Origin of the sequence: Nonomuraea sp. NPDC005501, assembly GCF_040605905.1 — a bacterium.
Classification (GTDB): Bacteria; Actinomycetota; Actinomycetes; order Streptosporangiales; family Streptosporangiaceae; genus Nonomuraea.
Genome location: NZ_JBEXDT010000015.1, coordinates 28,281 through 49,608, shown reverse-complemented (window position 1 = coordinate 49,608; position 21,328 = coordinate 28,281). Strand labels below are relative to the sequence as shown.

At 70.6% G+C, this 21,328-nt stretch carries 15 protein-coding genes and 2 pseudogenes; 10 read left to right on the top strand and 7 right to left on the bottom strand.

The features are described 5' to 3' along the window. Complete coding sequence (locus ABZS51_RS11130) at nt 1-600, bottom strand: hypothetical protein (protein WP_355438673.1); 600 nt, start codon at nt 598-600, stop codon at nt 1-3. A gap of 92 nt (nt 601-692) precedes the next feature. Between ABZS51_RS11130 and ABZS51_RS11125 the strand changes: the two genes are divergently transcribed. Next, nucleotides 693-1,268: a PadR family transcriptional regulator gene (locus tag ABZS51_RS11125; RefSeq protein WP_355438671.1), complete on the top strand. Its 576-nt coding sequence runs from the start codon at nt 693-695 to the stop codon at nt 1,266-1,268. Between the two features lie 7 nt (nt 1,269-1,275). On the opposite strand, the gene ABZS51_RS11120 is transcribed toward ABZS51_RS11125, so the two are convergent. Further along, nucleotides 1,276-2,151: an NAD(P)-dependent oxidoreductase gene (locus ABZS51_RS11120; RefSeq protein WP_355438669.1), complete on the bottom strand. Its 876-nt coding sequence runs from the start codon at nt 2,149-2,151 to the stop codon at nt 1,276-1,278. 154 nt (nt 2,152-2,305) lie between these two features. On the opposite strand from ABZS51_RS11120, the gene ABZS51_RS11115 reads away from it, so the two are divergent. Continuing rightward, a complete protein-coding gene (locus tag ABZS51_RS11115) occupies nt 2,306-2,908 on the top strand; it encodes a TetR/AcrR family transcriptional regulator (RefSeq protein WP_355438667.1) in 603 nt (200 codons plus the stop codon). A gap of 14 nt (nt 2,909-2,922) precedes the next feature. Here the strand turns inward: ABZS51_RS11115 and ABZS51_RS11110 are convergent, their stop codons facing one another. Beyond that, nucleotides 2,923-4,116, bottom strand: coding sequence for a hypothetical protein (locus ABZS51_RS11110; protein ID WP_355438665.1), 1,194 nt, complete (start codon nt 4,114-4,116; stop codon nt 2,923-2,925). 137 nt (nt 4,117-4,253) lie between these two features. Here ABZS51_RS11110 and ABZS51_RS11105 point away from each other — a divergent pair, with 137 nt between their 5' ends. Next, nucleotides 4,254-4,751, top strand: a complete 498-nt coding sequence (locus tag ABZS51_RS11105) for a MarR family transcriptional regulator (protein ID WP_355438663.1) — start codon at nt 4,254-4,256, stop codon at nt 4,749-4,751. Nucleotides 4,752-4,755: 4 nt separating this feature from the next. Here the strand turns inward: ABZS51_RS11105 and ABZS51_RS11100 are convergent, their stop codons facing one another. Next, nucleotides 4,756-5,439 (bottom strand): response regulator transcription factor, encoded by a 684-nt coding sequence (locus ABZS51_RS11100; protein WP_310715404.1) that lies wholly within the window; start codon nt 5,437-5,439, stop codon nt 4,756-4,758. Further along, nucleotides 5,436-6,641, bottom strand: coding sequence for a sensor histidine kinase (locus ABZS51_RS11095; RefSeq protein ID WP_355438661.1), 1,206 nt, complete (start codon nt 6,639-6,641; stop codon nt 5,436-5,438). The genes ABZS51_RS11100 and ABZS51_RS11095 overlap by 4 nt, the downstream gene beginning before the upstream one ends. A 235-nt stretch (nt 6,642-6,876) precedes the next feature. Here ABZS51_RS11095 and ABZS51_RS11090 point away from each other — a divergent pair, with 235 nt between their 5' ends. The 4 genes from ABZS51_RS11090 (at nt 6,877) to ABZS51_RS11075 (ending at nt 18,392) form a co-directional block, all read left to right on the top strand. Continuing rightward, entirely contained in the window at nt 6,877-10,344 is a 3,468-nt protein-coding gene (locus ABZS51_RS11090) for a LamG-like jellyroll fold domain-containing protein (RefSeq protein ID WP_355438659.1), read from the top strand. Nucleotides 10,345-10,378: 34 nt separating this feature from the next. Then, complete coding sequence (locus tag ABZS51_RS11085; RefSeq protein WP_355438657.1) at nt 10,379-17,284, top strand: polymorphic toxin-type HINT domain-containing protein; 6,906 nt, start codon at nt 10,379-10,381, stop codon at nt 17,282-17,284. A gap of 44 nt (nt 17,285-17,328) precedes the next feature. Continuing rightward, a complete protein-coding gene (locus tag ABZS51_RS11080) occupies nt 17,329-17,718 on the top strand; it encodes a hypothetical protein (protein ID WP_355438655.1) in 390 nt (129 codons plus the stop codon). A gap of 398 nt (nt 17,719-18,116) precedes the next feature. After that, nucleotides 18,117-18,392 carry an epoxide hydrolase N-terminal domain-containing protein gene (locus tag ABZS51_RS11075; RefSeq protein ID WP_355438653.1) on the top strand — a complete coding sequence of 92 codons (276 nt, stop codon included), beginning with the start codon at nt 18,117-18,119 and terminating at the stop codon, nt 18,390-18,392. A 177-nt stretch (nt 18,393-18,569) separates the two neighbouring features. Here the strand turns inward: ABZS51_RS11075 and ABZS51_RS11070 are convergent, their stop codons facing one another. Both ABZS51_RS11070 and ABZS51_RS11065 read right to left on the bottom strand, forming a co-directional pair. Beyond that, nucleotides 18,570-19,070 (bottom strand): DinB family protein, encoded by a 501-nt coding sequence (locus tag ABZS51_RS11070; protein WP_355438651.1) that lies wholly within the window; start codon nt 19,068-19,070, stop codon nt 18,570-18,572. A gap of 42 nt (nt 19,071-19,112) precedes the next feature. After that, nucleotides 19,113-19,739 carry a class I SAM-dependent methyltransferase gene (locus tag ABZS51_RS11065; RefSeq protein ID WP_355438649.1) on the bottom strand — a complete coding sequence of 209 codons (627 nt, stop codon included), beginning with the start codon at nt 19,737-19,739 and terminating at the stop codon, nt 19,113-19,115. Nucleotides 19,740-19,826: 87 nt separating this feature from the next. Here ABZS51_RS11065 and ABZS51_RS11060 point away from each other — a divergent pair. The 3 genes and pseudogenes from ABZS51_RS11060 to ABZS51_RS11050 all read left to right on the top strand — a co-directional run bounded on the left by ABZS51_RS11060 (nt 19,827) and on the right by ABZS51_RS11050 (nt 21,266). Continuing rightward, nucleotides 19,827-20,433, top strand: a pseudogene (locus ABZS51_RS11060) (XRE family transcriptional regulator). Nucleotides 20,434-20,580: 147 nt separating this feature from the next. Further along, nucleotides 20,581-20,970 (top strand): annotated as a pseudogene (locus ABZS51_RS11055) (aminoglycoside phosphotransferase family protein); the annotation flags it as partial. 11 nt (nt 20,971-20,981) lie between these two features. Further along, on the top strand, nt 20,982-21,266 hold the full coding sequence (locus ABZS51_RS11050; protein WP_355438647.1) for an aminoglycoside phosphotransferase family protein: 285 nt from the start codon (nt 20,982-20,984) through the stop codon (nt 21,264-21,266). Nucleotides 21,267-21,328: the final 62 nt, after the last annotated feature.

The window sequence follows — 21,328 nt, the reverse complement described above, 5'->3', positions numbered from 1 at the left end:
TCACAGGCTCGGCCGGGCGGCGGCGGCGGTGGTGGTGGCGGCGGCCGTCGCGCGCTCGCGGGCCTTGGCGGAGTAGCGCGCGGTGAACACGGCGGGCAGGGTGAAGCCGGCGATCTTGCAGGCCACCAGCACGGCGGTGGAGTGCGGCGCCCAGTGCTGCACGCAGGCCAGCGCGATCGCGGTGACGGTGAAGCCGGTGGCCCAGGCCGTGGTGATGACCACGTTGACCCGGCGGAACCCCTCCATGGCGGCGATCTCGGGGGCGACCTGGCGGCGGGCGATGCCCGCGGTGAACGGGCGGCCGACGGCCAGGGTGCCCCACGCGGTGACGGCGAGCCACGCGATGGCCAGCGACGCCCCGTAGCCCAGCACCGCCGAGCCGTGGGCCGCGAAGGAGAGCGCGGTCAGCAGCGCCATGTAGACGGTGGTCGAAGTCTCCAGGATGAGCGCGTCCCAGGCGATCCCGGAGCGCAGCCGGTCGAGGGCGAGCAGGACGACCGCGGCGACGAGGCCCGTGATCGCTCCCGCGAGGGCGCCGAAATCGCTCACGATCGCCAGGGCGATCCAGGGCAGGAAGGTCCGGCCGTAGTACTTCAGCATGACGCCGCCTCTCGATGACATTCCAACTTAGACACGTCGAATTTAGACCTTCCACTTTTGACATGTCAATCTAGAACTGTATGGTTCGAGGTATGAGTCTGCGGCATGCGGTGCTGGGCCTGATCGTGGAGCTTGACGGCGCGAGCGGGTACGACCTGATGAAGCTCTTCGAGATCTCGCTGGCCAACGTGTGGTCGGCGACCCAGAGCCAGTTGTACGGCGAGCTGGCCAAGCTCACGGCCGACGGCCTGATCGAGGTCGCCGCCGAGGGGCCCCGCGGCCGCAAGGAGTACCGGGCGACCGCCGCCGGCCGCGAGGAGTTGCGCCGGTGGCTGGTCGAGGAGACGCCCAAGCCGGCGCAGCGTGACGGCACGCTTCTGCGCGTGTTCTTCCTCGGTCAGCTCGAACCCGAGCAGGCCCGCGCGTACCTGCGCGACCGCGCCGCCCTGATGGAGGAGCGGCGCGACGAGCTGGCCGGGCTCCAGGAGCAGGTGACGTGGGGCGAGGACAACCTGTCGTTCTACGGGCGGCTGACCATGGAGTACGGCCGGCGCTTCTTCGCCATGCGCAAGGAGTGGGCCGAGTGGGCCGAGGCCGAGCTGGCCCGCCGGACTTCCCCCGCCGCGGCGGCCGACGGGAACGGGGGCGACGACGTGGGCCGCGCCTGAGGCCGCATCAGACGGCCTTGGTCCGGGCCTCGATCGCGTGGAGCACCGCCACCATGTCGGCCCCGCCGTGTCCCAGGTCCACGGTCTCGCCGAACAGGTCGTGGCACACGTCCAGCAGCGGCGAGGCCAGGCCCGCCGCCCGGGCCGCCTCGGCGATCAGCCGGTTGTTCTTCAGCACGTCCAGCGCCGCCGCCTGCACCCCGAAGTCCCGGGCCAGCAGCTTGGGCGCCTTCATCCGGGACACGGCGCTGGCCATGGGACCGGCGTCCAGGATGTCGGCGAACCGCCGCCGGTCCAGCCCGTGCCGGTCGGCGAAGTGGAACGCCTCCGTGAGGCCGGTGACCATGGTGATGAGGAACAGGTTCACCGCCAGCTTCGTCAGCAACGCGTTCGGCACCGGCCCGCAGGCGAACGTCTCCCGGCACATCGGCCCCAGCAGCGGCGCCACCTCCTCCACATCGGCGCGCTCCCCGCTGAGCATGGCCACCAGCCGCCCGGCCTCGGCGGGCTCGCGGGAGCCGGAGACCGGCGCCTCGACGTAGCCGCCGCCCGCCGCCCGCACGTCCCCCTCCAGGTCGCGGGAGTAGCCGGGCGACGTCGTTCCCATGTGGACGACGACGCGTCCCGCGACCCGCGCGGCGAAGTCCGGCGTGCCCCGGCACAGCACCGCGTCCACGGCGGCCTCGTCCGACAGCATGAGGATCACGGTCCGCGCCCGTCCGAACACCTCGGCGGCTCCTGACGCGACGTCCGCGCCGGCCGCGCGCAGCGGCTCGGCCCTGGCCGGGGTGCGGTTCCACACCACGAGGGGAGTCCCGGCGCGGGCCAGGTTGAGCGCCATGGGCTGCCCCATGACCCCGAGGCCGATGAACCCGACGTCCACGCAGCACCACCGCCTGACCTCTCGGTATATGACAGTCGTCATAATAGACGGCCCTATGACAAGCGTCATAGGGCGGGACCGGTAGGGTGTGCTCCCAGGGGCTGCCCAGAGGTGGGCCGGTCGCGGGGACGCTTGGCCGAGGCGGGAGGCCGGGATGGCGCGTGCGGAGCGGGGGCCGCGGGAGCGGATGGTGTTCAGCGCGGCGCAGCTCATCCGCCGTGACGGGGTGGCCGCCACCGGAATGCGGGACGTGGCCGCCCACGCGCGGGCGCCCCGGGGCTCGCTCCGCCACTACTTCCCGGGCGGCAAGGAGCAACTCGTCAACGAGGCCGTGGACTGGGCGGGCCGCTACGCCGCCGGCCGCGTCGCCCGGTTCCTCGCCGCCATGCCGGAGCCGTCGCCGAGCCGGCTGTTCGCCGCGATGGCCGCCCAGTGGATCGACGAGTACGGCTCCGCCGGGTTCGAGGCGGGCGGCTGCCCCGTCGCCGCGGCCACCGTGGACTGCGCGGACGCGGCCGAGTCGACCCGGGCCGCCGTCGCGGCCGCGTTCGCCCGCTGGACCGGGCCGGTGGCGCGGGCCCTGGCCGGCATGGGCGTGCCGGAGGAGCGGGCCGAGCCGCTCGCCACCCTGATGATCAGCGCGCTGGAGGGGGCGATCCTCATCGCGCGGGCGGAGCGGGACGTGCGCGCCCTGACGACCGTGACCCGCGAACTGGCCCCCCTCCTGGACGCCGCCACGATCCCGCCACGCGCCTGACCTGCCGAGCCGGCTCAGCCCCCGAGGGTGCGCTCGTAGTCCGGCAGGACGAGGGCGGTGTGCGCGGCGCCGCCGGCGGCGCCGGACGGCAGCGCCGTCCGGCCGCGCAACATCGCGTTGCGCTCGTCGAGGCGCTGCCGGGTGCGCGGGGCGACCACGCCGCCGCCCTCCGTCGCGAGGGCCTGGTTCCGCTCCACGAAGTCGCGGACCGTCTTCTCGTACGCGGCGAAGGCGGTGACGTGGTCACCGTGGGTGGCCAGCTCGCCGGCCAGGACGTAGGCGCCCACGAGCGACACGCTCGACCCCTGACCCGACATGAACGACGTCGCGTAGGCGGCGTCGCCGACGAGGGCGACGCGGCCGGTGGACCAGGCGGGCATGTGGATCTGGCTGACGACGTCGAAGAACAGGTCGTCGGCCGCGCGCATCGCCGTCACCATCCGCGGAATCTCCCACACCGTGTCGGGGAACGTCGCAGCCACGAGGTCGCGCTGCGCCTGCGGGGTGCGGAAGGCCGTGAAGGGCGGCTCGTCCCGCGCGAAGGTCAGGAAGCCGTGCATCGGCTCGCCGGATTCGTGCGCGTAGAGGGCGGCGGCCCGGCCCGGAACGTTCCACAGCACTCCCTCACGCTCGAGACCGAAGTCGTTGGGCATGGTGAAACCGGCGAAGCAGAAGCCGAGGTAGCGGTGGTAGCGCTCCTCCGGGCCGAAGGCCAGGCCGCGGGTGTTGGAGTGCAGCCCGTCGGCGCCGATCACCAGGTCGAACGTGCGCCGGAGGCCGCTGTCGAAGGTGACCTCCACGTGGCCGCCGCGGTCGTCGAGGGTGGCGACGGAGTCGCCGAACAGGAACTCGACCTTGTCCTCGACCAGGCCGTAGAGGCAGTCGGCCAGGTCCCCCCTGCGTACTTCCAGGTCGAGGCCCTCGGCGCCGCCGGTGAGCGCCTCCGGGCGCAGGCTGGTGAGGACGGCGCCGCCGGGGTCGAGGAAGGTGATCTGTCGGGTGTTCACGTGCAGCGGGCGCAGACGTGGCAGCAGGCCCATGCGCTCGACGACGTCGCGGGCGGTCCCGCGGATGTCGATGGCGTACCCGCCCCCGCGCAGGTGGGAGGCCTTCTCCACGACGGTGACCTCGAAGCCGTAGCGGTCCAGCCAGTACGCGAGCGACGGGCCGGCGATGCTGGCCCCGGAGATGAGGATCTTGCGCTTCATGGGGGATCCTTCCTGTTCGGCCTGCGGCAGCGATAGATGCATGCTTTAGGTATCCTTGTTGCGAGCGCGGTGCGGCCGTGAGCACCACCACGGACCACCATATAGATACATGTTTTAAGTATGCAACTGGAGCTGCGATGAACGCCGGACTCGAAGACCCCGTCGGCGGGGACGACGACCAGGTGCTGGCCGTGATGCCCCGCCTCGCGCAGCTCAGCACCGCCATCAGCCGCGGCCGCCTGACCGAGCACGCCATGGACGTGGCCGGGATCGAGGCCGATCGGCCGGCCTTCTCCGTCCTCGTCTCCGTGCACCTGGCCGGCGCTCCGCTGCGGATCAGCGAGATCGCGGAGAAGATGCAGCTCGTCCAGCCGCACGTCACGCGGCAGGTCCAGCAGCTGGAGCGGCGCGGCCTGGTCCGCCGCATCGGCGACCCGCATGACCGCCGGGTCAGCTTCATCGAGCCGACCGACGAGGGCAGGGCGGCCGCCGACCGCTACGCGCGCACGCTCATCGGCTGGTTCACCGGCGCCATCGCCCACTGGCCCGAGCAGGACCGCAAGGATCTCGGCCGCCTGCTGGCCCGCTTCGCCGACGATGTCACGGCCCACCTGGCCACCCTTGACGACACCTGAGCCGTCACCCTGGGGAGGGCGTCTCCTGGCCGGGGACGACGAGGCCGGACTCGTAGGCCAGGGCCACGGCCTGGGCGCGGCTGCCGAGGCCGAGCTTGGCCATGGCGCGGTTGAGGTGCGTCTTGACGGTGGCCTCGCTGACGCTCAAGAGGGCGGCGATCTCGGCGTTGGACAGAGCGTGCCCGACCAGTTTGAGCACCTCGCTCTCGCGGGCGGTGAGCAGGTCCAACGCGGGAGAGGGCGGGGCGGCGGCCGGGACGGTCCGATGGGTGTAGGCCTCGATGAGGCGGCGGGTGACGCTGGGCGAGAAGAGCATGTCGCCGGAGGCGATCGTCTGGATGGCGGCGATGAGCCGTTCCGGCGGGGTGTCCTTGAGCAGGAAGCCCGAGGCGCCGACACGCAGGGCGTTGTAGACGTACTTGTCGAGGTCGAACGTGGTCAGGATGAGCACCCGAGGCCGGTGGTCGCCGTCCGCGGACAGGATGCGCTCGGTCGCCGTGACGCCGTTCATGCCCGGCATCCTGATGTCCATGAGGATCACGTCGGGGCGGGTCTCCGCCGCCAGGGAGACGGCTTCCTCGCCGCCGGCCGCCTCGCCGACGACGTCGAGCTCGGGCACGGCACGCAGCAGCGCCGTCAGTCCGGCACGGACGAGAATCTGATCGTCGACGACCATTACCTTGATCATGCGTCCGGTTCCGTGGAGGACAGGGGCAGGGTGACCACGACCTCGAATCCGCCTGACGGCCCGGCTCCGGCTGTGATCGTTCCCTTGTAGAGCTTGACGCGTTCGCGCATGCCGATCAAGCCGTGACCGCCCTCCTTGGCCTTGACGGCCGCCCCGCCCCCGTCGTCGGTGACTCGTAACTCCAGTTCGGCGCCGTACGTCAGTGAGACCCGCGCCGTTGCGGGGCCCGCGTGTTTGAGCACGTTGGTGAGGCATTCCTGAACGACCCGGTACGCGCACAGGTCGATGCCGGACGGCAGCGGGCGCACGTCGCCGGTGATCGAGACCTGCACCGGCACACCCGCCGAGCGCACCCGTTCGACCAGAGGCCCGAGCCGTTGCAGGCCGGGTGCCGGGTCGTAGCCGTCAGCCTCGTCGTCGGCGTCGATGCGCAGGACGGACAGCAGCCGTCTCATCTCGCCCATGACCTCGCTGCCGGTGTCGGCGATGGTGGTGAGCGCGCCACGCGCGGTCGCGGGGTCGGAGGCGAAGACGTAGCGGGCGAGCCCCGCCTGGATGACGATGACCGACATGTGGTGGGCGACCACGTCGTGCAGCTCGCGGGCGATGTGCACCCGTTCCTCGGTGACGGCGCGGCGCGCCTTCTCGTCCTGCTCGTGATGCAGCCGTTCGGTGAGGTAGCCGAGCCGCCTGTTGCGCTCGACCAGCATCCTGGTGCTGTTGCCGAACGTCCAGGCGACGGCGATGAGGAGGCTCGCCTGCGCGATGTTCATTCCCGTGAACGCGGGCGGGGCGAGGAACGCCGCGTGCCACCAGGAGACGGCCACGGGCAGCGCGCACGGGATCGACACGAGCGGGCGCGACCGGCTCGCCACGGTGTAGAGCGCCAGCAGCGGCGGCGCCTCGTTCAGCCTGGAATCGTAGCCGGCCGCGTGCAGGACGATCGCCGTGGCGCAGCAGATCCCCAGCACCGTGAGCGGCGCGCGCCGTCGCCACGCCAGCGCGAGGTTGGTCACCAGCGTCAACCCGACGCCGACGGCGTCCAGCGGGCGCTGCGCGTAGCCCAGCTCGGCCGCATCCCCGGACAGGACGAACCCGAACGCCACGGTGATGCCGGCCACGATGACGCTGAATATCAGGTCGGTGAGGAAGGGGTTCGCCATGGCGAGCCGTCTGAGGGACGACACCACCTTTGCGCGCATCAGCGCATGGTAGCCGCCGTCGACCGGGTTCCTCATCAGTCGCCCGGCTGACGGCCGCTACAACCTGGGCGGTAGACGAGCGGGCGCCGTACCGCAGCCGGTTGACCTTTCCGGCATGGCCGTACGGCGGACGTTTCAGTGATCTTCATGTCTCAGGTTGACGCTCTCAAATCCGAAATTTCCTTAGATGGTGCGAGCCGAGATCATCACCGGACGCAGATCCTCAGGAGACTTCATGCGCCGCCGCACCCCCCGCGCGCTCCTCGCCGTGGTCATGTCGTTGTGGGCCGGCGGCCTGGCCGCCGGTGGCGTCCTGCACGCCGCACCCGCCGCGCTGGCCGCGACGGCGGACCCGCCGCCACGGACCGAGGCGGAGGCCCTGGACCAGGCACGCAGCAGCAAGCAGCGGGTGGAGGTGCTGTCGCTGCGTACGGAGAACCGTCAGGTGTTCGCCAACCCCGACGGCTCCTTCACCTCACAGACCTCGGCACTGCCCGAGCGGGTACGGCGGGGAGGCGGCTGGGCCGACGTCGACACGACGCTGGTCTTCGCGGCGGACGGAACCGTCCACACCACGGCGACCCCGCTGGATCTCACCTTCTCCGGTGGCGGGACGGCCGCCCTGGCCGCCATCGGCGAGGGCGGCCGTTCGGTGGCGATGACATGGCCGGGAAGCCTGCCGAAGCCGGCGCTGGACGGCGACACGGCGACGTACGGCGAGGTCCTTCCCGGCGTCGACCTGAAGGTGACCGCGTCGGTGCTCGGCTTCTCCGAGGTGCTCGTGGTCAAGAACCGGGACGCCGCCGCCAAGCCCGCGCTGGACAGGCTCGACTTCGGCATGCGCGCGAACGGGCTGACGGTGCGCAGGACGGCGACCGGCGGCCTGAGCGCCGTGACGCCGGCGGGATCGGAGCTCTTCCACTCGCCGCCGCCGCGCATGTGGGACTCCTCCGGGACGGCGGCCGCGCCGTCGTCGCTGGTGGCGGGGCCGCGTCGCGAGGGCAGGCAGGCGGTCATGGGCATCGACGTGGCGCAGGACCGTATCGCGCTCACGCCGGACAAGAAGCTGCTGACCGCTCCCGACACCACCTTCCCGGTGTACATCGACCCGCAGTGGTCGGGCTCCAAGCTGGCCTGGACGTACGTGGACCAGGCCTACCCCTCCCAGGAGTACTGGAACTCCAGCCACATGCCGGAGGCGGGCAACTACGGCAGCGGCCTGAAGCGGTCGTTCTTCCGGATGGACTCCGACAACGTCAACGGCAAGCACATCCTCAAGGCCACGTTCCGCATCACGCAGGTCAAGTCCTGGGGCTGCACCTCCAGCCCGCAGGCCGTGCAGCTCTGGCTCACCGGCGGCATCTCCAGCTCGACGAACTGGAGCCATCAGCCGTCCTGGAGCGACCACCAGGACAGCGTGGCCTCCGACGCCGGCTACAGCTCCTCCTGCCCGGACAAGGGCATCGAGTTCAACGTGACCGGCGCGATCGTCAAGGCCGCCAAGGCCGGCTGGTCGAACACGACGTTCGGGCTGAGGGACTCCAACGACACCAGCAGCGGCGTGTGGGGGTGGAAGGGCTTCGGCACCTCTCCCAAGCTCGTCATCGACTACAACACCCCGCCGGCCGCGCCCTCGGGCATCGGCACCTACCCGGCCACCCCCTGCGCCACCGGAGCCGCCCGCCCGGCGGTCAACGCCGGCGACGCCGCCAACCCGCTCCAGCTCAAGGCCAAGATCTACGACCCGGACAAGGCCAACGACGGCGTACGGGCCGAGTTCGTCCTGCACCACTACAACACCGCGACCGGCGTGTGGGACGACATCACCTCGACCCTGCCCGGCGACGGCAAGACCGCCTACAAGTACACCACCTCGGCCACCGACCACTCGGTCAAGCTGGCCGGGCTCACCACCGGCCACACCTACGGCTACAAGGTCAGGGCATACGACGGCACGGACTCCAGCACGTGGAGCAAGTGGTGCGAGTTCACCGTGGACACGATCGACCCGGCCACCCTGCCCAAGGTCAGCTCCCTCGACTACCCGGCCGACACTCCGGACGCCTGGCAGGGCAGCGTGGGCTGGGCGGGCGGATTCACGCTGGCCCCCGGCGACGGTGAGAGCGACGTGACCGCCTTCCGATGGGCGCTCGACGACCCGGCACTGGCCACCCCCGCCACCCAGATCGCGGTCCCCGCCGGGCAGACGAGCGTCAACGTGCGGCTCGCGCCCCGCCACGACTGGCTCAACGCCCTGTACGTCTACCCGGTCGACCGGGCGGGCAACGTCGGCAAGACCCCCGCCGTCTACAGCTTCTACGTCAACGCCGGGTTCGGCCCCGAGGGACACTGGCGGCTGGACGAGACCACGGGCTCCACGGCGGCCGACTCCGGAGCGACGACACATCCCGCGACGCTGGCCGGCGGCACGAACTGGGCCGGTGGACGGGTGGCCGGAGGCCTGCACCTGGACGGCGGCACCGGGTACGGCAGCACGGACGGCCCGGTGGTGCACACCGACCGGAGCATGAGCGTCTCGGCCTGGGTGCTGCTGAACGACAAGAGCAAGAACTCCACGGTGGTCAGCCAGGACGCCGTGCGCGGCACGGGCTTCCAGCTCTACTACTCCTCCGGCTCCAAGCGGTGGATCTTCAGCAAGTTCGACGCCGACGTCGACGACAAGACCATCGTGCGGGCGATCGGCGACACCGAGCCGACGACCGGGATCTGGACGCATCTGACCGGGGTGTGGGACGCGCCGGAGCGGCAGCTGCGCCTGTACGTCAACGGCATCCCGCAGACGACGACGGGCGCCTTCCCGTACAAACCGTGGGACGCGACCGGCCCGCTGCAACTCGGCCGGGTGAAGTCGCGCGGCGCCTACATCGAGAACTTCGCCGGCGACATCGACGAGGTGAAGATCTGGAAGCGGGAGCTGTCCGACGACCCGCGCACCGTCAACGACCCCGCCCTCGGCAACGAGATCGCCGCGATGGCCAAGCAGCCGCCCATTCAGCGCGGCTGGTGGAAGTTCGACGAGACCACCGGCACCACCGCGGTCAACACGACCGACAGCCGCTGGCCCGCGGCCCTCGCCGGCGGCGCCACCTGGGCCGGCGACGGCTTCGACGGCGGCGGCGCGCTCAGCCTGAACGGCACCACCGGCTACGCCGCCACCCCGTCGGCGCCGCTGCGCACCGACCACAGCTACGCCGTCACGGCCTGGGTGCGGCTGGCCGGCGACGACACCTGCGCGCTGCCGAGCCGCGCGATGACCGTCCTCGCCCAGGACGGAGCCGCCTACAGCTCCTTCTACCTCGGCTACCGGCTCATCCCCGAGAACGGCGTCGCGGTGCCGCGCTGGTCGTTCGCGACGAGCCCCAGCGCCTCCAGCGGCACCCTGACGCGCGCCGGCTCGGCCGAGCCCGTCGACTGCTCGGTGCTCAACACCTGGACCCATCTGGCCGGCGTGTACGACGAGCAGGCCCAGCAGATCCGCCTCTACGTCAACGGTCAGCTCAACGACCAGCGCCCCGTCACCGGCGGCTGGGCGGCGGGCGCGCTGCAGATCGGCCGCGCCAGGTACAACAGCGCCGCCGTGGACTACTTCGGCGGCGACATCGACGACGTCCGCGTCTACACCGGCACCCTGACCGACCGGCAGGTCGTCAACATCGCGATGAACCTGCCCATCGACGGCTGACCACGTTCCTATGATCACAAACCGGAGGAAAGCCGTGCTCGGTTCGAGGCGAGGCTGGACCCAGATCGCCGCACTCCTGGCCGTCGTGGTGCCCGCCACGCTGCTCAGCCCGATCGCCGCCCAGGCGACCGACGACGACCCGGCATGGCACCAGGTCCAGGAGCAACATGCCGTACCCGGTCATGCCGTCAAGGCACAGGGGCTCTTGACGGATCCGGGCGCCGCGTACGACCTCAAGGGCGCGCCCGCGGTGACCTGGCCGCGGCCGGGTACGGCAGTGACCGCGGCCGGTGGTGGCTCCGCGAAGGCGCGGGCAGGGCAGCTCCCGATCTGGCTGGGACCGGCCGCCGTCCAGAAGAACGGCAAGGCGCCGGCCACCGCCGGCGCCGCCCCCGCCGTCGAGGTACGGACGCTGGACGCGCCCACCGCGGCCAGGTCCCGCATCGACGGGCTCGGCCTCCGGCTGAGGCCGTCCGCTCCGGCCCGGATGGCGGTCGAGGTGGACTACTCCGGCTTCCGGTACGCCTACGGCGGCGACTGGGCCTCGCGGTTACGCCTGGTCGAGCTGCCCGCGTGCGCGGCCACCACGCCGGAGCGGCCCGAGTGCCAGACCCGGACGCCGCTGCCCACGCGCAACGACGTCAAGACGGGCCGGCTGGCGGCCGACGTCGACCTCGCGGCGGGCGCGACCACGCTGGCGGCGGAGGCCGCGCCGTCCGGCTCTGCGGGCACGTACGAGGCGACGTCGCTGTCACCGTCGGCGACGTGGAACGTGAGCAACCAGAGCGGCGCCTTCTCCTGGTCCTATCCGCTGCGCCTGCCCCCGACCCCGGGCGGCCCGACTCCCAACGTCGGCTTCGTCTACTCCTCGGGCAGCATCGACGGCCGTACGGTCGCCACCAACAACCAGGCGTCCTGGATCGGCGAGGGCTTCGACTACTGGCCCGGTTTCGTCGAGCGCCGGTACAAGGCGTGCGCCGACGACGGCGTGACCCCCAGGCGCAACGACCAGTGCTGGGGCAACGACAACGCCACCCTGTCACTGAACGGCCAGGCCACCGAGCTGGTGCTGGACGACGTGACCGGCACCTGGCAGCCGAAGGACGACGACGGCTCCAAGATCGAGAAGCTGTCGGGCGCCGACAACGGCGACAAGGACGGCGAGTACTGGCGCGTCACCACCCCCGACGGCACCCAGTACTACTTCGGCCGCAACCACCTGCCGGGCTGGTCCGAGGGCAGCGCCGAGACACAGTCCACGTGGACCGTCCCGGTGTTCGGCGACGACGACGGCGAGCCCTGCCACCAGGACTCCTTCTCCGACTCCTGGTGCAAGCAGGCGTGGCGGTGGAACCTCGACTACGTCGTCGACCCGCACGGCACGGTGAGCACCTTCTGGTACGGCCGCGAGACCAACTACTACCGCCGCGACGTCACCACCCTGACCGACGGCGTGCCGAACGGCACCCCCACCGCCTACGACCGGAGCGGCTACCTCAAGCGCATCGACTACGGGCAGCGCTCGGACGCGATCTTCTCCTCCTCGGCCCCGGCCAGGGTGGTCTTCGACGCCAAGGAGCGGTGCATCGCGACGTCGAGCTTCGACTGCGCGGAGAGCAAGTTCACCAAGGACAACGCGAAGTACTGGCCCGACGTCCCCTACGACCAGAACTGCGACTCCGGCGACAAGTGCCTCGACCGGTACTCGCCGACATTCTGGACGCGCAAGCGGCTGGCCGCCGTCACCACGCAGGTGCTGTCCGGCAGCGCGTACAAGGACGTCGACACCTGGACCCTCGACCAGCAGATGCGCGCGCCCGGCGACGGCACGGCGCCGGCGCTGTGGCTGGCCGGGATCCAGCACACCGGCAAGGTCGGCGGGACCGCGTTCCTGCCGCCGGTGAAGTTCGCCGGCGTGCAGCGGCCCAACCGGGTCGACGCGCTCGAAGGACGCCCGCCGCTGACCAAGTGGCGTATCTCGGCGATCGACAACGAGACCGGCGGCGCCCTGTCCGTCACCTACTCCGACGAGGACTGCACCGCCGGCGACACCCCCGACCCGGACTCCAACACCCGCCGCTGCTACCCGCAGTACTGGTCGCCCGAGGGCGCCACCTCGCCCAAGCTCGACTGGTTCCACAAGTACGTCGTCACCCAGGTCCAGCAGATCGACCGCACCGGCGGCGCCCCCGACACGCTGGAGACGTACGAGTACCTGGGCGGCGGCGCCTGGCACCACGACGATGACGACGGGCTGACCAAGGAGAAGTACAAGACCTGGTCGCAGTGGCGCGGCTACGGCAAGGTGCGGGTGCTGCGCGGCGCCCCGGGGGAGCAGCGCTCCAAGGCCGAGTTCACCTACTTCCGCGGCATGGACGGCGACGAGCTGTCCGGCGGCGGCAAACGGGACGTCAAGGTCACCGACTCCACGGGAACAGCCGTCGACGACGCCGAGCCGCTGCAGGGCCGCGTCCGCGAGGAGATCCGCTACGACGGCCCGTCCGGGCCCGCCATGACGGGCACGATCACCGGCTACTGGACGAAGCAGACCGCCAAGCGGGTGCGTTCGTGGGGGACCACCACGGCGAGCATGGTGCGCGAGGACAAGGAGCGCACCCGCACCGCGCTGGCGTCGGGTGGCTGGCGGTACAACACGACCGACACCGACTACAACGGTGACGGCCTGCCCACCCAGGTCAACGACCTCGGCGACCAGGCCACCGCCGACGACGACAGCTGCGTCCGCACCACCTACGCCCGCGACGCCGGGCGCTGGATGATCTCCTACGCCGTCCGCGTCGAGACCGTCACCAAGGCGTGCACCGTCACTCCCGACCGGCCGGCCGACGTGACCTCCGACGTCCGCAAGTACTACGACGGCGGGACCTTCGGCGCGGCACCGTCCAAGGGCGACGTCACCAGGACCGAGAAGCTCGGCTCCTGGAACGGCGGCCCCCAGTACGTCACCGCCGGCTCGACCACCTTCGACGTCTACGGCCGCCCCCTGGTGGTCACCGATCCCAACGGCACCACGACCAGGACCTCCTACACCCCGGCCACCGGCCTGGTCACCGCCAAGCAGGAGACCAACGCCCTCGGCCACGTCACCACCACCGAGATCGAGCCCGCCTGGGGCCTGGCCACCGCGACCACCGACGCCAACGGCAAGCGCGCCGACCTGGCCTACGACCCGCTCGGCCGGCTGACCGGCGTCTGGCTGCCCGGCCACGCCAAGAGCGGCTACGCCTCGACCCCGAACATGAAGTTCGGCTACCAGATCCGCGCCGACGGCCCCACCACCGTCTCCACCTCGACGCTGCGCGCCGACGGCGCCACCTACACCACCGGGTACGCCCTTTACGACGGACTCCTGCGCCCCAGGCAGAAGCAGGAGCCCGCGCCGGGCGGCGGCCGACTGATCAACGACACCCTCTACGACACCCGTGGCCTGGTCTACAAGACCAACGCCGACTACTACACCGAAGGCGATCCCGGCAGCACGCTGTGGGTCCCGGGCAGCGACGACGACGTGCCCGGGCAGAGCGTCACCGTCTACAACGGCATGGAGTGGCCGACCGCGCAGATCTTCCGCAAGCGCGGCACCGAGCAGTGGCGCACCACCACCACGTACGGCGGCGACCGCATCAGCGTCGACCCGCCCGCCGGCGCGACCCCCACCACCACCATCACCAACGGGCAGGGCGAGACCGTCGAGGTCCGCCAGTACAAGGGCGACGCCCCCACCGGCGACTACGACGCCACGAAGTACACCTACACCCGCGCCGGGAAGCCGGCCACCGTCACCGACACCGCGGGCAACGTCTGGACCTACCACTACGACCTGCGCGGCCGGATGGTCCAGGTCGACGACCCCGACAAGGGCACCGCCAAGCTCACCTACGACCACAAGAACGACCTGCTCACGACGGTCACCGACGCCCGCGGCTCCAGTCTGTTCCTCACCTACGACGCACTCGGCCGCAAGACCGCCGAATACGCCGGCACCTCCGCCTCGGGCACCAAGCTCGCCGAGTGGACGTTCGACAAGCTGCCCGACGGCACCGTGGTCAAGGGCCAGCCCACCGGCTCCACCCGCTATGTCAAGAACGCGGCCACCGGTGCCATGGACGCCTACACCAGCTCGGTCACCGGCTACGACAACGCCTACCGGCCCACCGGCACCCAGACCGTCATACCCGCCGCCGAAGGCGGGTTGGCCGGCACGTACAAGACCACGACCGACTACAACCCCGACGGCACCGTCCACCGCACGGTGCTGCCGGCCGCGGGTGGCCTGCTCGGCGAGACGATCCTGTACGACTACGACCAGCTCGGCAACCCGACCACGATGCGGGGCCTGACCAACTACGTCACCTCGACGACCTACGGCAAGCTCGGCCAGGTCCTCGACCTGACGATGAGCACCGGCCTGAAGCGGGTCAAGCAGACCAACTTCTACGAGGAGGGCACCAACCGGCTCGCGCGTTCGGTGTTCGAGCGGGAGACCGCTCCGATCTCGGTGGCCGACACCCACTACACCTACGACCCGTCCGGCAACATCACCAAGATCGCCGACACCCCCTCCGGCCAGACACCAGACGTGCAGTGCTTCCGCCAGGACTGGCTGCAACGCCTCACCGACGCCTGGACCTCCACCGACGACTGCGCCACCGGACCCTCGCAGAACATCGTCGGGGGACCCGCGCCGTACTGGCAGTCCTTCGCCTACGACAGCGTCGGCAACCGCACCAAGGAGATCGACCACCAGGCGACCGGGGACATCACCAAGACCTACACCTACGCCGGGCCCGGCAAACCGCAACCGCACACGCTGACCTCCGTCGCGTACGAGGGCGGTCCGCGCGACGGCCAGATCGACACCTACACCTACGACAAGTCCGGCAACACCACCGAACGCGGCTCGGGCCGCCTGCTGGAATGGGACGTCGAAGGCCACCTCGCGAAGTCGACCGACCCCTCCGGCGTCAGCACCTTCGTCTACGACGCCGGCGGCGAACGGCTCATCCGCCGCGACCCCACCTCCACCACCCTGTACGTCGCCGGCATGGAGATCCGGCTCGACACCAAGACCGGTGCCAAGAGCGCGACCCGCTACTACGACTTCGCCGGGCAGGCCATCGCCGCCCGTACCGGCAAGGGCGTGACCTGGCTCGGCGCCGACCATCACGGCACCGCGGACACCTCCGTCGACGACACCTCCACGCAGGCGACGACCCGCCGCCGCTTCACCCCGTTCGGGCAGCAACGCGGCGTCGTACCGGCGTCCTGGCCCGGCCAGAAGGGCTTCGTGGGCGGCGTCATCGACGAGGCCACCGCCCTGACCCACCTCGGCGCCCGCGAGTACGACGCCGAGACGGGCCGCTTCATCTCCGTCGACCCCGTCTTCGACGCCAGCGACCCGCAGAGCTGGAACGGCTACGCCTACGCCGACAACAACCCGGTGACCGGCTCCGACCCCACCGGCCTGATGTACGACGGCGGCACCCAGTGCGGGATCATCGCCTCCAACCCGTGCAACCCGCCCTCCGGCGGTGGCGGCGGTGGCGGCGGTGGTGGGGGCGGAGGCGGTGGGGGCGGCTACTCCTCACCTCCCCCGCCCAGCAATCCGCCTCACTGCGGCCGGTGGAGCTTCGGCTGCAAGGCCAAGAAGATCTGGCACGAGCACAAGGCCACCATCGTCAACGTCACCGTCGCCATCGTCGTCACCGCCGGCTGCGAGGCGGCCACGTTCGGCGCCGGCAGCATCGGCTGCGCCGCCGCGGGCGGAGCGGCAGGCAACCTGGCGGGCTACCTGGTCTCGACACCGCGCGACGAATGGAGCGCCGGGGGAGCGTTCAAGTCGGCGGCGGTCGGCGCCATCACAGGCGCGGCAGGAGGCGTCGTCGGCAAGGGTGTGAGTGCAGCCCTCGGCAAACTCGCCACCACCGCGACCGGCAGGGCGGTCGCCGGAGCGGCGGGCAAGGCGGCCAGCAAGGCCAGAAGCGCCCTGGGCCGCGGCGGCGGCGCGGCGGCCGGGGGCGGCGAATCCGCGGGTGCCGCGGCGGGCAGAGCCGCGGCGGGCAAGGCCGCGGGCAAGGCACGGGCCACATCCGGGGCACGGTCCGGCTGCAACAGCTTCGCCGCGGGCACCATGGTCAAGCTGGCGGACGGCACCAGCAAGGCGATCGAGCAGATCAGGCCCGGCGACAAGGTCCTGGCCACCGACCCGCTGACGGGCAAGACCGTGCCGAAGCCGGTTCTCGCCGCCTTCTCGGGCGTCGCCTACCTCAACCTCGTCCAGATCACCGTCGACACCGATGGCAAGAAGGGCGACGAGACCGGCGTCATCCTCGCCACCGAACACCACCTGTTCTGGGACGCCAAGGACCGCCAGTGGGTCCGCGCCGACCACCTGACGAACGCTGACCACCTCCGCACCCCGACCGGCACCACTGTCCAGGTCGTCGGTACCACGAAGCAGCCGAACCACCCCACGGTCCACGACCTCACGGTCGCTGACACACATACGTTCTACGTAGAGGCCGGAGACAAGTCTGTTCTTGCCCATAACTGCGGCTTCATCGGTCCGAAGGATCACGTCGCTCTGGGAAGGGAGAGTCACAATGTAACGGGTTTTGCGGAGCACGTTGGCGCGCGCCATTTAATGGGCGTTGTCGGCGACTGGAGGCAGGAGGTCTTCAACGTCCTTCGCCGCACGGCCGAGGGCGGAGGCGAGATCTCCTTTATGCTTGACGGTCTTCCGGGGGCCAATCGTGGCCCTGCGATGGCGCTTCAGAGGGCACGCGAGGCGGCCGCCGCCGACAATGGAAGCCTGCTGGCCACCCAGTGGGAGCTTATCCAGGTCGCCAACCACGGCTTGATGGATACTGTGACCTTCTACAGGACGAATCTCCGTCTGGGCACGTGGGGGGCGCTGTGACAAAGAAGACAGTCGACTTTCGGGACTCCCGGACGTTTCGTCTGATGGATTATCGCTACGGTCACGGGTATGCGCTGCTCCGCGGATACCCAGAGATCGACGATGATGCTCCAGGCGATTCTCCGCTCCGGGTCATGGACGTAGTGTTTGCCGGAGCGAGCCGGCTGTCCTGCTGGAAGGATGTAGGCGCCCTTCACCTTCGCGAGGCATCGGGCGATGAACTCGCCGACTTGGTCGCCAGGATGGGCCGCCTTCGAGCCGGCCAGAGAGTGTTTCTGCTTCACGACGATTCACTTGAGGATTATATTGTCTCCTACGGCGTCCAGTGGGCGGAGTTCGATCTCCCCGGCGGAGCACAGAGCCCTCTCGTCTCAGAAGACCTCGAATATCGCCGGATTCATCAGCCGGTCAATGGTGAGACATTCAGTGCCTGACCCCGGCCGATGAGCATCCTTTCTCTGCAGGACTTCAGTGAGTGAGTCACCATCCGCCTCCAAGAGGGCCAAACAAAATGATCTTTGTTGTGCTTCGATCACTCGCTGTAGCCGAGGGAGGGGAGCGCGGGTGGCGAAGCTGAAGCCGTGGGAGGTCAGCGACGAGCGGTGGGGGGCGCCGGTTCACCCGCACATCGCGATTGCCCAAGATCCCTACGGTGGCCTACATCAACCAGCCCGAAGAAGACCACTGCAGCGCAGGGCCTGGGCTGGCAGTCCTTGCTCGCGCAACGATTCGACCACGTCCCGCTGGTCGAGGACAAGGACTTGCTGGCCACGGCGGACTTGCACCTGCCTGCTGCCCGTAGCAGGCAGGGCTGTGATCGAGACGTGGACCGGTGGCCGATGGAGCCGCCACACCTGGGCGCCGGGGCGGCTCGAACTGGGCATCCCGGACCGGCCGGCCCTCCACCGCTATCGCGCGGACGGCGCCTTACGCAGCGTGCAGGTCCACTTCCCGCGCAGCACCGTCAGCGTTCCCTTTGGTTCTGACCCACGGCTGGCCGGGCTCCGTCCTCGAATTTGAGAACGTCCTTGGGCTACTCAGTGATCCGGTGAACTCGTGCCGGAAGGTGCTCTCGAACTGGGGATCGTCCTGGGTGGCGACGGCGTAGGAGGGAGCGTCGCCGGCCGTCGGCGTAGAACAGGCCGCGGTGCCGACCGCGGGCAGGAGGGTGAGCGTGACGGCCGCCACCATGCGCGCGGATCGGAGGAAGCGGCGCAGGACGGACGAGCTGCGGTGATCACGTGGTCCCGTCCTGGAGAAGGTGCCCTGTCCTGGAGAAGGCAGGTCAGCGGCCGGCCGCGCCGTCGATCAGTTCGCGGAGGATGTCCGCGTGGCCCGCATGACGGCCGGTCTCCTCGATCATGTGGGTGAGGGCCCAGCGGATGCTGGGAGCGGGGCGTCCCGGCCGCGGCCGAGGGATCGGCGCGCCCGGATCGGGGCACCCGTCGAGCAGTTCGTTCGCGCGCTCGACCGTTTCCCGGTAGCGGGCGACGACGTCGGCCACACTGTCCGCCGGCGCGGCATCGAACGTCGCCTGCCAGTCGGTGACGTCGTCCCCGAGGAACATCGAGCGTTCCACGAACGTCAGGTGGTTGAGCAGGCCGAGCAGGTTCGTGCCCGACGGCACCGCGGCTGTCCGCGCCTGGGGTTCGGGGGCACCCTCGACCTTCGCGGCGATCGAGGTCCGGAGGTAGTCGAGGAACGCGCGCAGGACCGCGGTCTCGTCGCTTCCGGTCCGGGGCGGCGGGGTGTCGCCGCGGCGGTCGCGGCGCGTGGTGCTGGGCACAGCGGTTTCCTTCCTTCGTCGGGAGCGGTGCTGGTCGCCGTGTCAGGCGGTGCGCCTGATGAGGAGGACGTGGTCGGTGATCTCGGCGGTGCGCCCGCCCGGTCCGGTCGCCTTCCGGCGGGGTGTGTCGGCCCGCTCGACCGTCCAGGTCGCCGGATCCAGGTCGACTCCCGCGGCGACCTCCTGCGGGCTCGGATACCGGACGCCGGGGTCCTGGTTCCACGACCACGGCGCGGCCGAGCCGTGGTCGACGACCAGCAGCCGTCCGCCCAGGCGCAGTGCGCGCGCGGCCGAGCGCAGGACGGCTGCCCTGTCCAGGTCATGGGGGGTGTGCAGGTAGTGGGCACAGATCAGGTCGAATTCGCCCTGCGGGAAGGACTCGTGCAAGTCGTGGCGTACGGTGACGACCCGGTCGTCCAGGCCGCGTGAACGGGCGAGGGCGGTGACCCGCCCGACCGCCACGGCCGAGATGTCGACGGCGGTGACGTGCCACCCCTGGCCGGCGAGCCACAGCGCGTCGCCGCCGTCGCCGCATCCGAGGTCCAACGCGTCGCCGGGCGGCAGGCTCGTCACCGTCTCGGTGAGGCGCGCGTTCGGCTGCGGGTCGACGGCCGCCGGTCGGGCCGCGTAGACGTCGTCCCAGAACGTGACCGCATCGGTGGTGCTCATCGGGGCTCCTTCTGTCGATGTGCGCTCAGTCTTGCCAAGAGCACCACGATCTGGCACGAAATCTTGCCGTCCTGGCAAGATGGCCTCGTGGATCGAGAAACGGACGACGTGCTTGGCGCGGTGGGGCCACGACTTCGCGCGCTGCGCCGTGACCGCGGCATCACCCTCGCCGCCCTCGCGGAGACGACCGGCGTGTCGGAGAGCACCCTGTCCCGGCTGGAGAGCGGGCAGCGCCGGGCGACCCTCGAGTTGCTGCTGCCGCTGGCCCGCACCTACGACGTTCCGCTGGACGATCTCGTCGGCGCCCCGCGCACCGGCGACCCCCGGATCCACCTCAAGCCGATCAGACGGTTCGGGATGACGTTCATACCCCTGTCCCGGCGGCCGGGCCAGGTGCACGCGTTCAAGATGATCATTCCCCCCCCCGCCGCAACCACTCGAACCGACCCCGCAGACTCACGAAGGCTTCGAATGGCTGTACGTGCTCAACGGTCGCTTGCGGCTCGTACTCGGTGAGCGTGACCTGACGTTGCCGCCCGGTGAGGCGGCCGAGTTCGACACGTCCTTGCCGCACTGGCTGGGCAGCGCCGATGGCGGCGTGGTCGAGCTTCTCATCCTGTTCGGCCCGCACGGGGAGCGTTTGCACGTACGCCCCGACCCTCATCGGTCGGCTCGCAGCGGGAGCCGGCGGTGAACTCAGCGACCCTCGGCGGCCTGGGTCCAACGCCCTCCGCCCCAGCTGTCCGGTGTTCACGCATGGCTCCTTCGCTCGGCCGGAACGGATCTTCGAGATCTCGCAGGGACGGCACAGGACTGGTCGATCGTGTGACGAGGTGGGCACTTGATAACGGTTCCTGAGTCGTTCCGCGCCTGGGGGCGATGGCAGCGTGAGGGGGAGGCCGGGCGGCAATGGCTGGCCGCGCTGCCCGACATCGTCTCGGAACACTGCGCTCGGTGGGGCCTGCGGGTCGATGGCGACCCCATGCATGGGGACAACGGTCTGGCGGTGCCGGTCAGCCGCGGTGACGAACAGCTGGTGCTCAAGGTGAGCCGGCCGGACGAGTCCGTCGCCGATCAGGTCGCGGCGCTGCGGGTGTGGAGCGGGCGAGGCATGGTTCTGCTGGTTGACGCGGACCTGTCCAGCGGTGTGGTGCTGTTGGAGCGGCTTGACCACCAGCGGTCCCTGCGTGACCTCCCGCTGGAGGACGCCGTTCCGCTCGTCGGACGGCAATTGCGTCGGCTGTGCGGGGAAGCCGCGAGCCGTGGCTGGCCGTGGATTCGCTGCCCCTGGTGGGCGCAATCGAGTACCAGACGGGTCAGTTGCTCTGGACGCGCTATGACGAGATGGCCGGCACTCGTCGGTTTCGCTGGTGCCTCGACGCGCTGATCGATGCGGCGGAGATGGATCGGCTCCGGGCCCGCGCGTGGGCTGTGCTGCGCTCGGTGGACTACTGGCTGTGGGGTCTGGGCGCCGGCCTCACCGAAGACCCCGTGCGCTGCGCAGGCATGGTTCAGGAGCTCACGTGATCACCCGGAACCACAGGTCACAATGCCGGCCACGTCCCCGCGGGCCCCTCTTTTCCCGGCCA

What these genes read in the sequence shown, in the direction of transcription:
- ABZS51_RS11105 (WP_355438663.1), top strand. Translation starts at nt 4,254, where the DNA reads ATGAACGCCGGACTCGAAGACCCCGTCGGCGGGGACGACGACCAGGTG.
- ABZS51_RS11080 (WP_355438655.1), top strand. Translation starts at nt 17,329, where the DNA reads ATGGATTATCGCTACGGTCACGGGTATGCGCTGCTCCGCGGATACCCA.
- ABZS51_RS11090 (WP_355438659.1), top strand. Translation starts at nt 6,877, where the DNA reads ATGCGCCGCCGCACCCCCCGCGCGCTCCTCGCCGTGGTCATGTCGTTG.
- ABZS51_RS11130 (WP_355438673.1), bottom strand. Translation starts at nt 600, where the DNA reads ATGCTGAAGTACTACGGCCGGACCTTCCTGCCCTGGATCGCCCTGGCG.
- ABZS51_RS11065 (WP_355438649.1), bottom strand. Translation starts at nt 19,739, where the DNA reads ATGAGCACCACCGATGCGGTCACGTTCTGGGACGACGTCTACGCGGCC.
- ABZS51_RS11115 (WP_355438667.1), top strand. Translation starts at nt 2,306, where the DNA reads ATGGCGCGTGCGGAGCGGGGGCCGCGGGAGCGGATGGTGTTCAGCGCG.
- ABZS51_RS11095 (WP_355438661.1), bottom strand. Translation starts at nt 6,641, where the DNA reads ATGCGCGCAAAGGTGGTGTCGTCCCTCAGACGGCTCGCCATGGCGAAC.
- ABZS51_RS11100 (WP_310715404.1), bottom strand. Translation starts at nt 5,439, where the DNA reads ATGATCAAGGTAATGGTCGTCGACGATCAGATTCTCGTCCGTGCCGGA.
- ABZS51_RS11125 (WP_355438671.1), top strand. Translation starts at nt 693, where the DNA reads ATGAGTCTGCGGCATGCGGTGCTGGGCCTGATCGTGGAGCTTGACGGC.
- ABZS51_RS11110 (WP_355438665.1), bottom strand. Translation starts at nt 4,116, where the DNA reads ATGAAGCGCAAGATCCTCATCTCCGGGGCCAGCATCGCCGGCCCGTCG.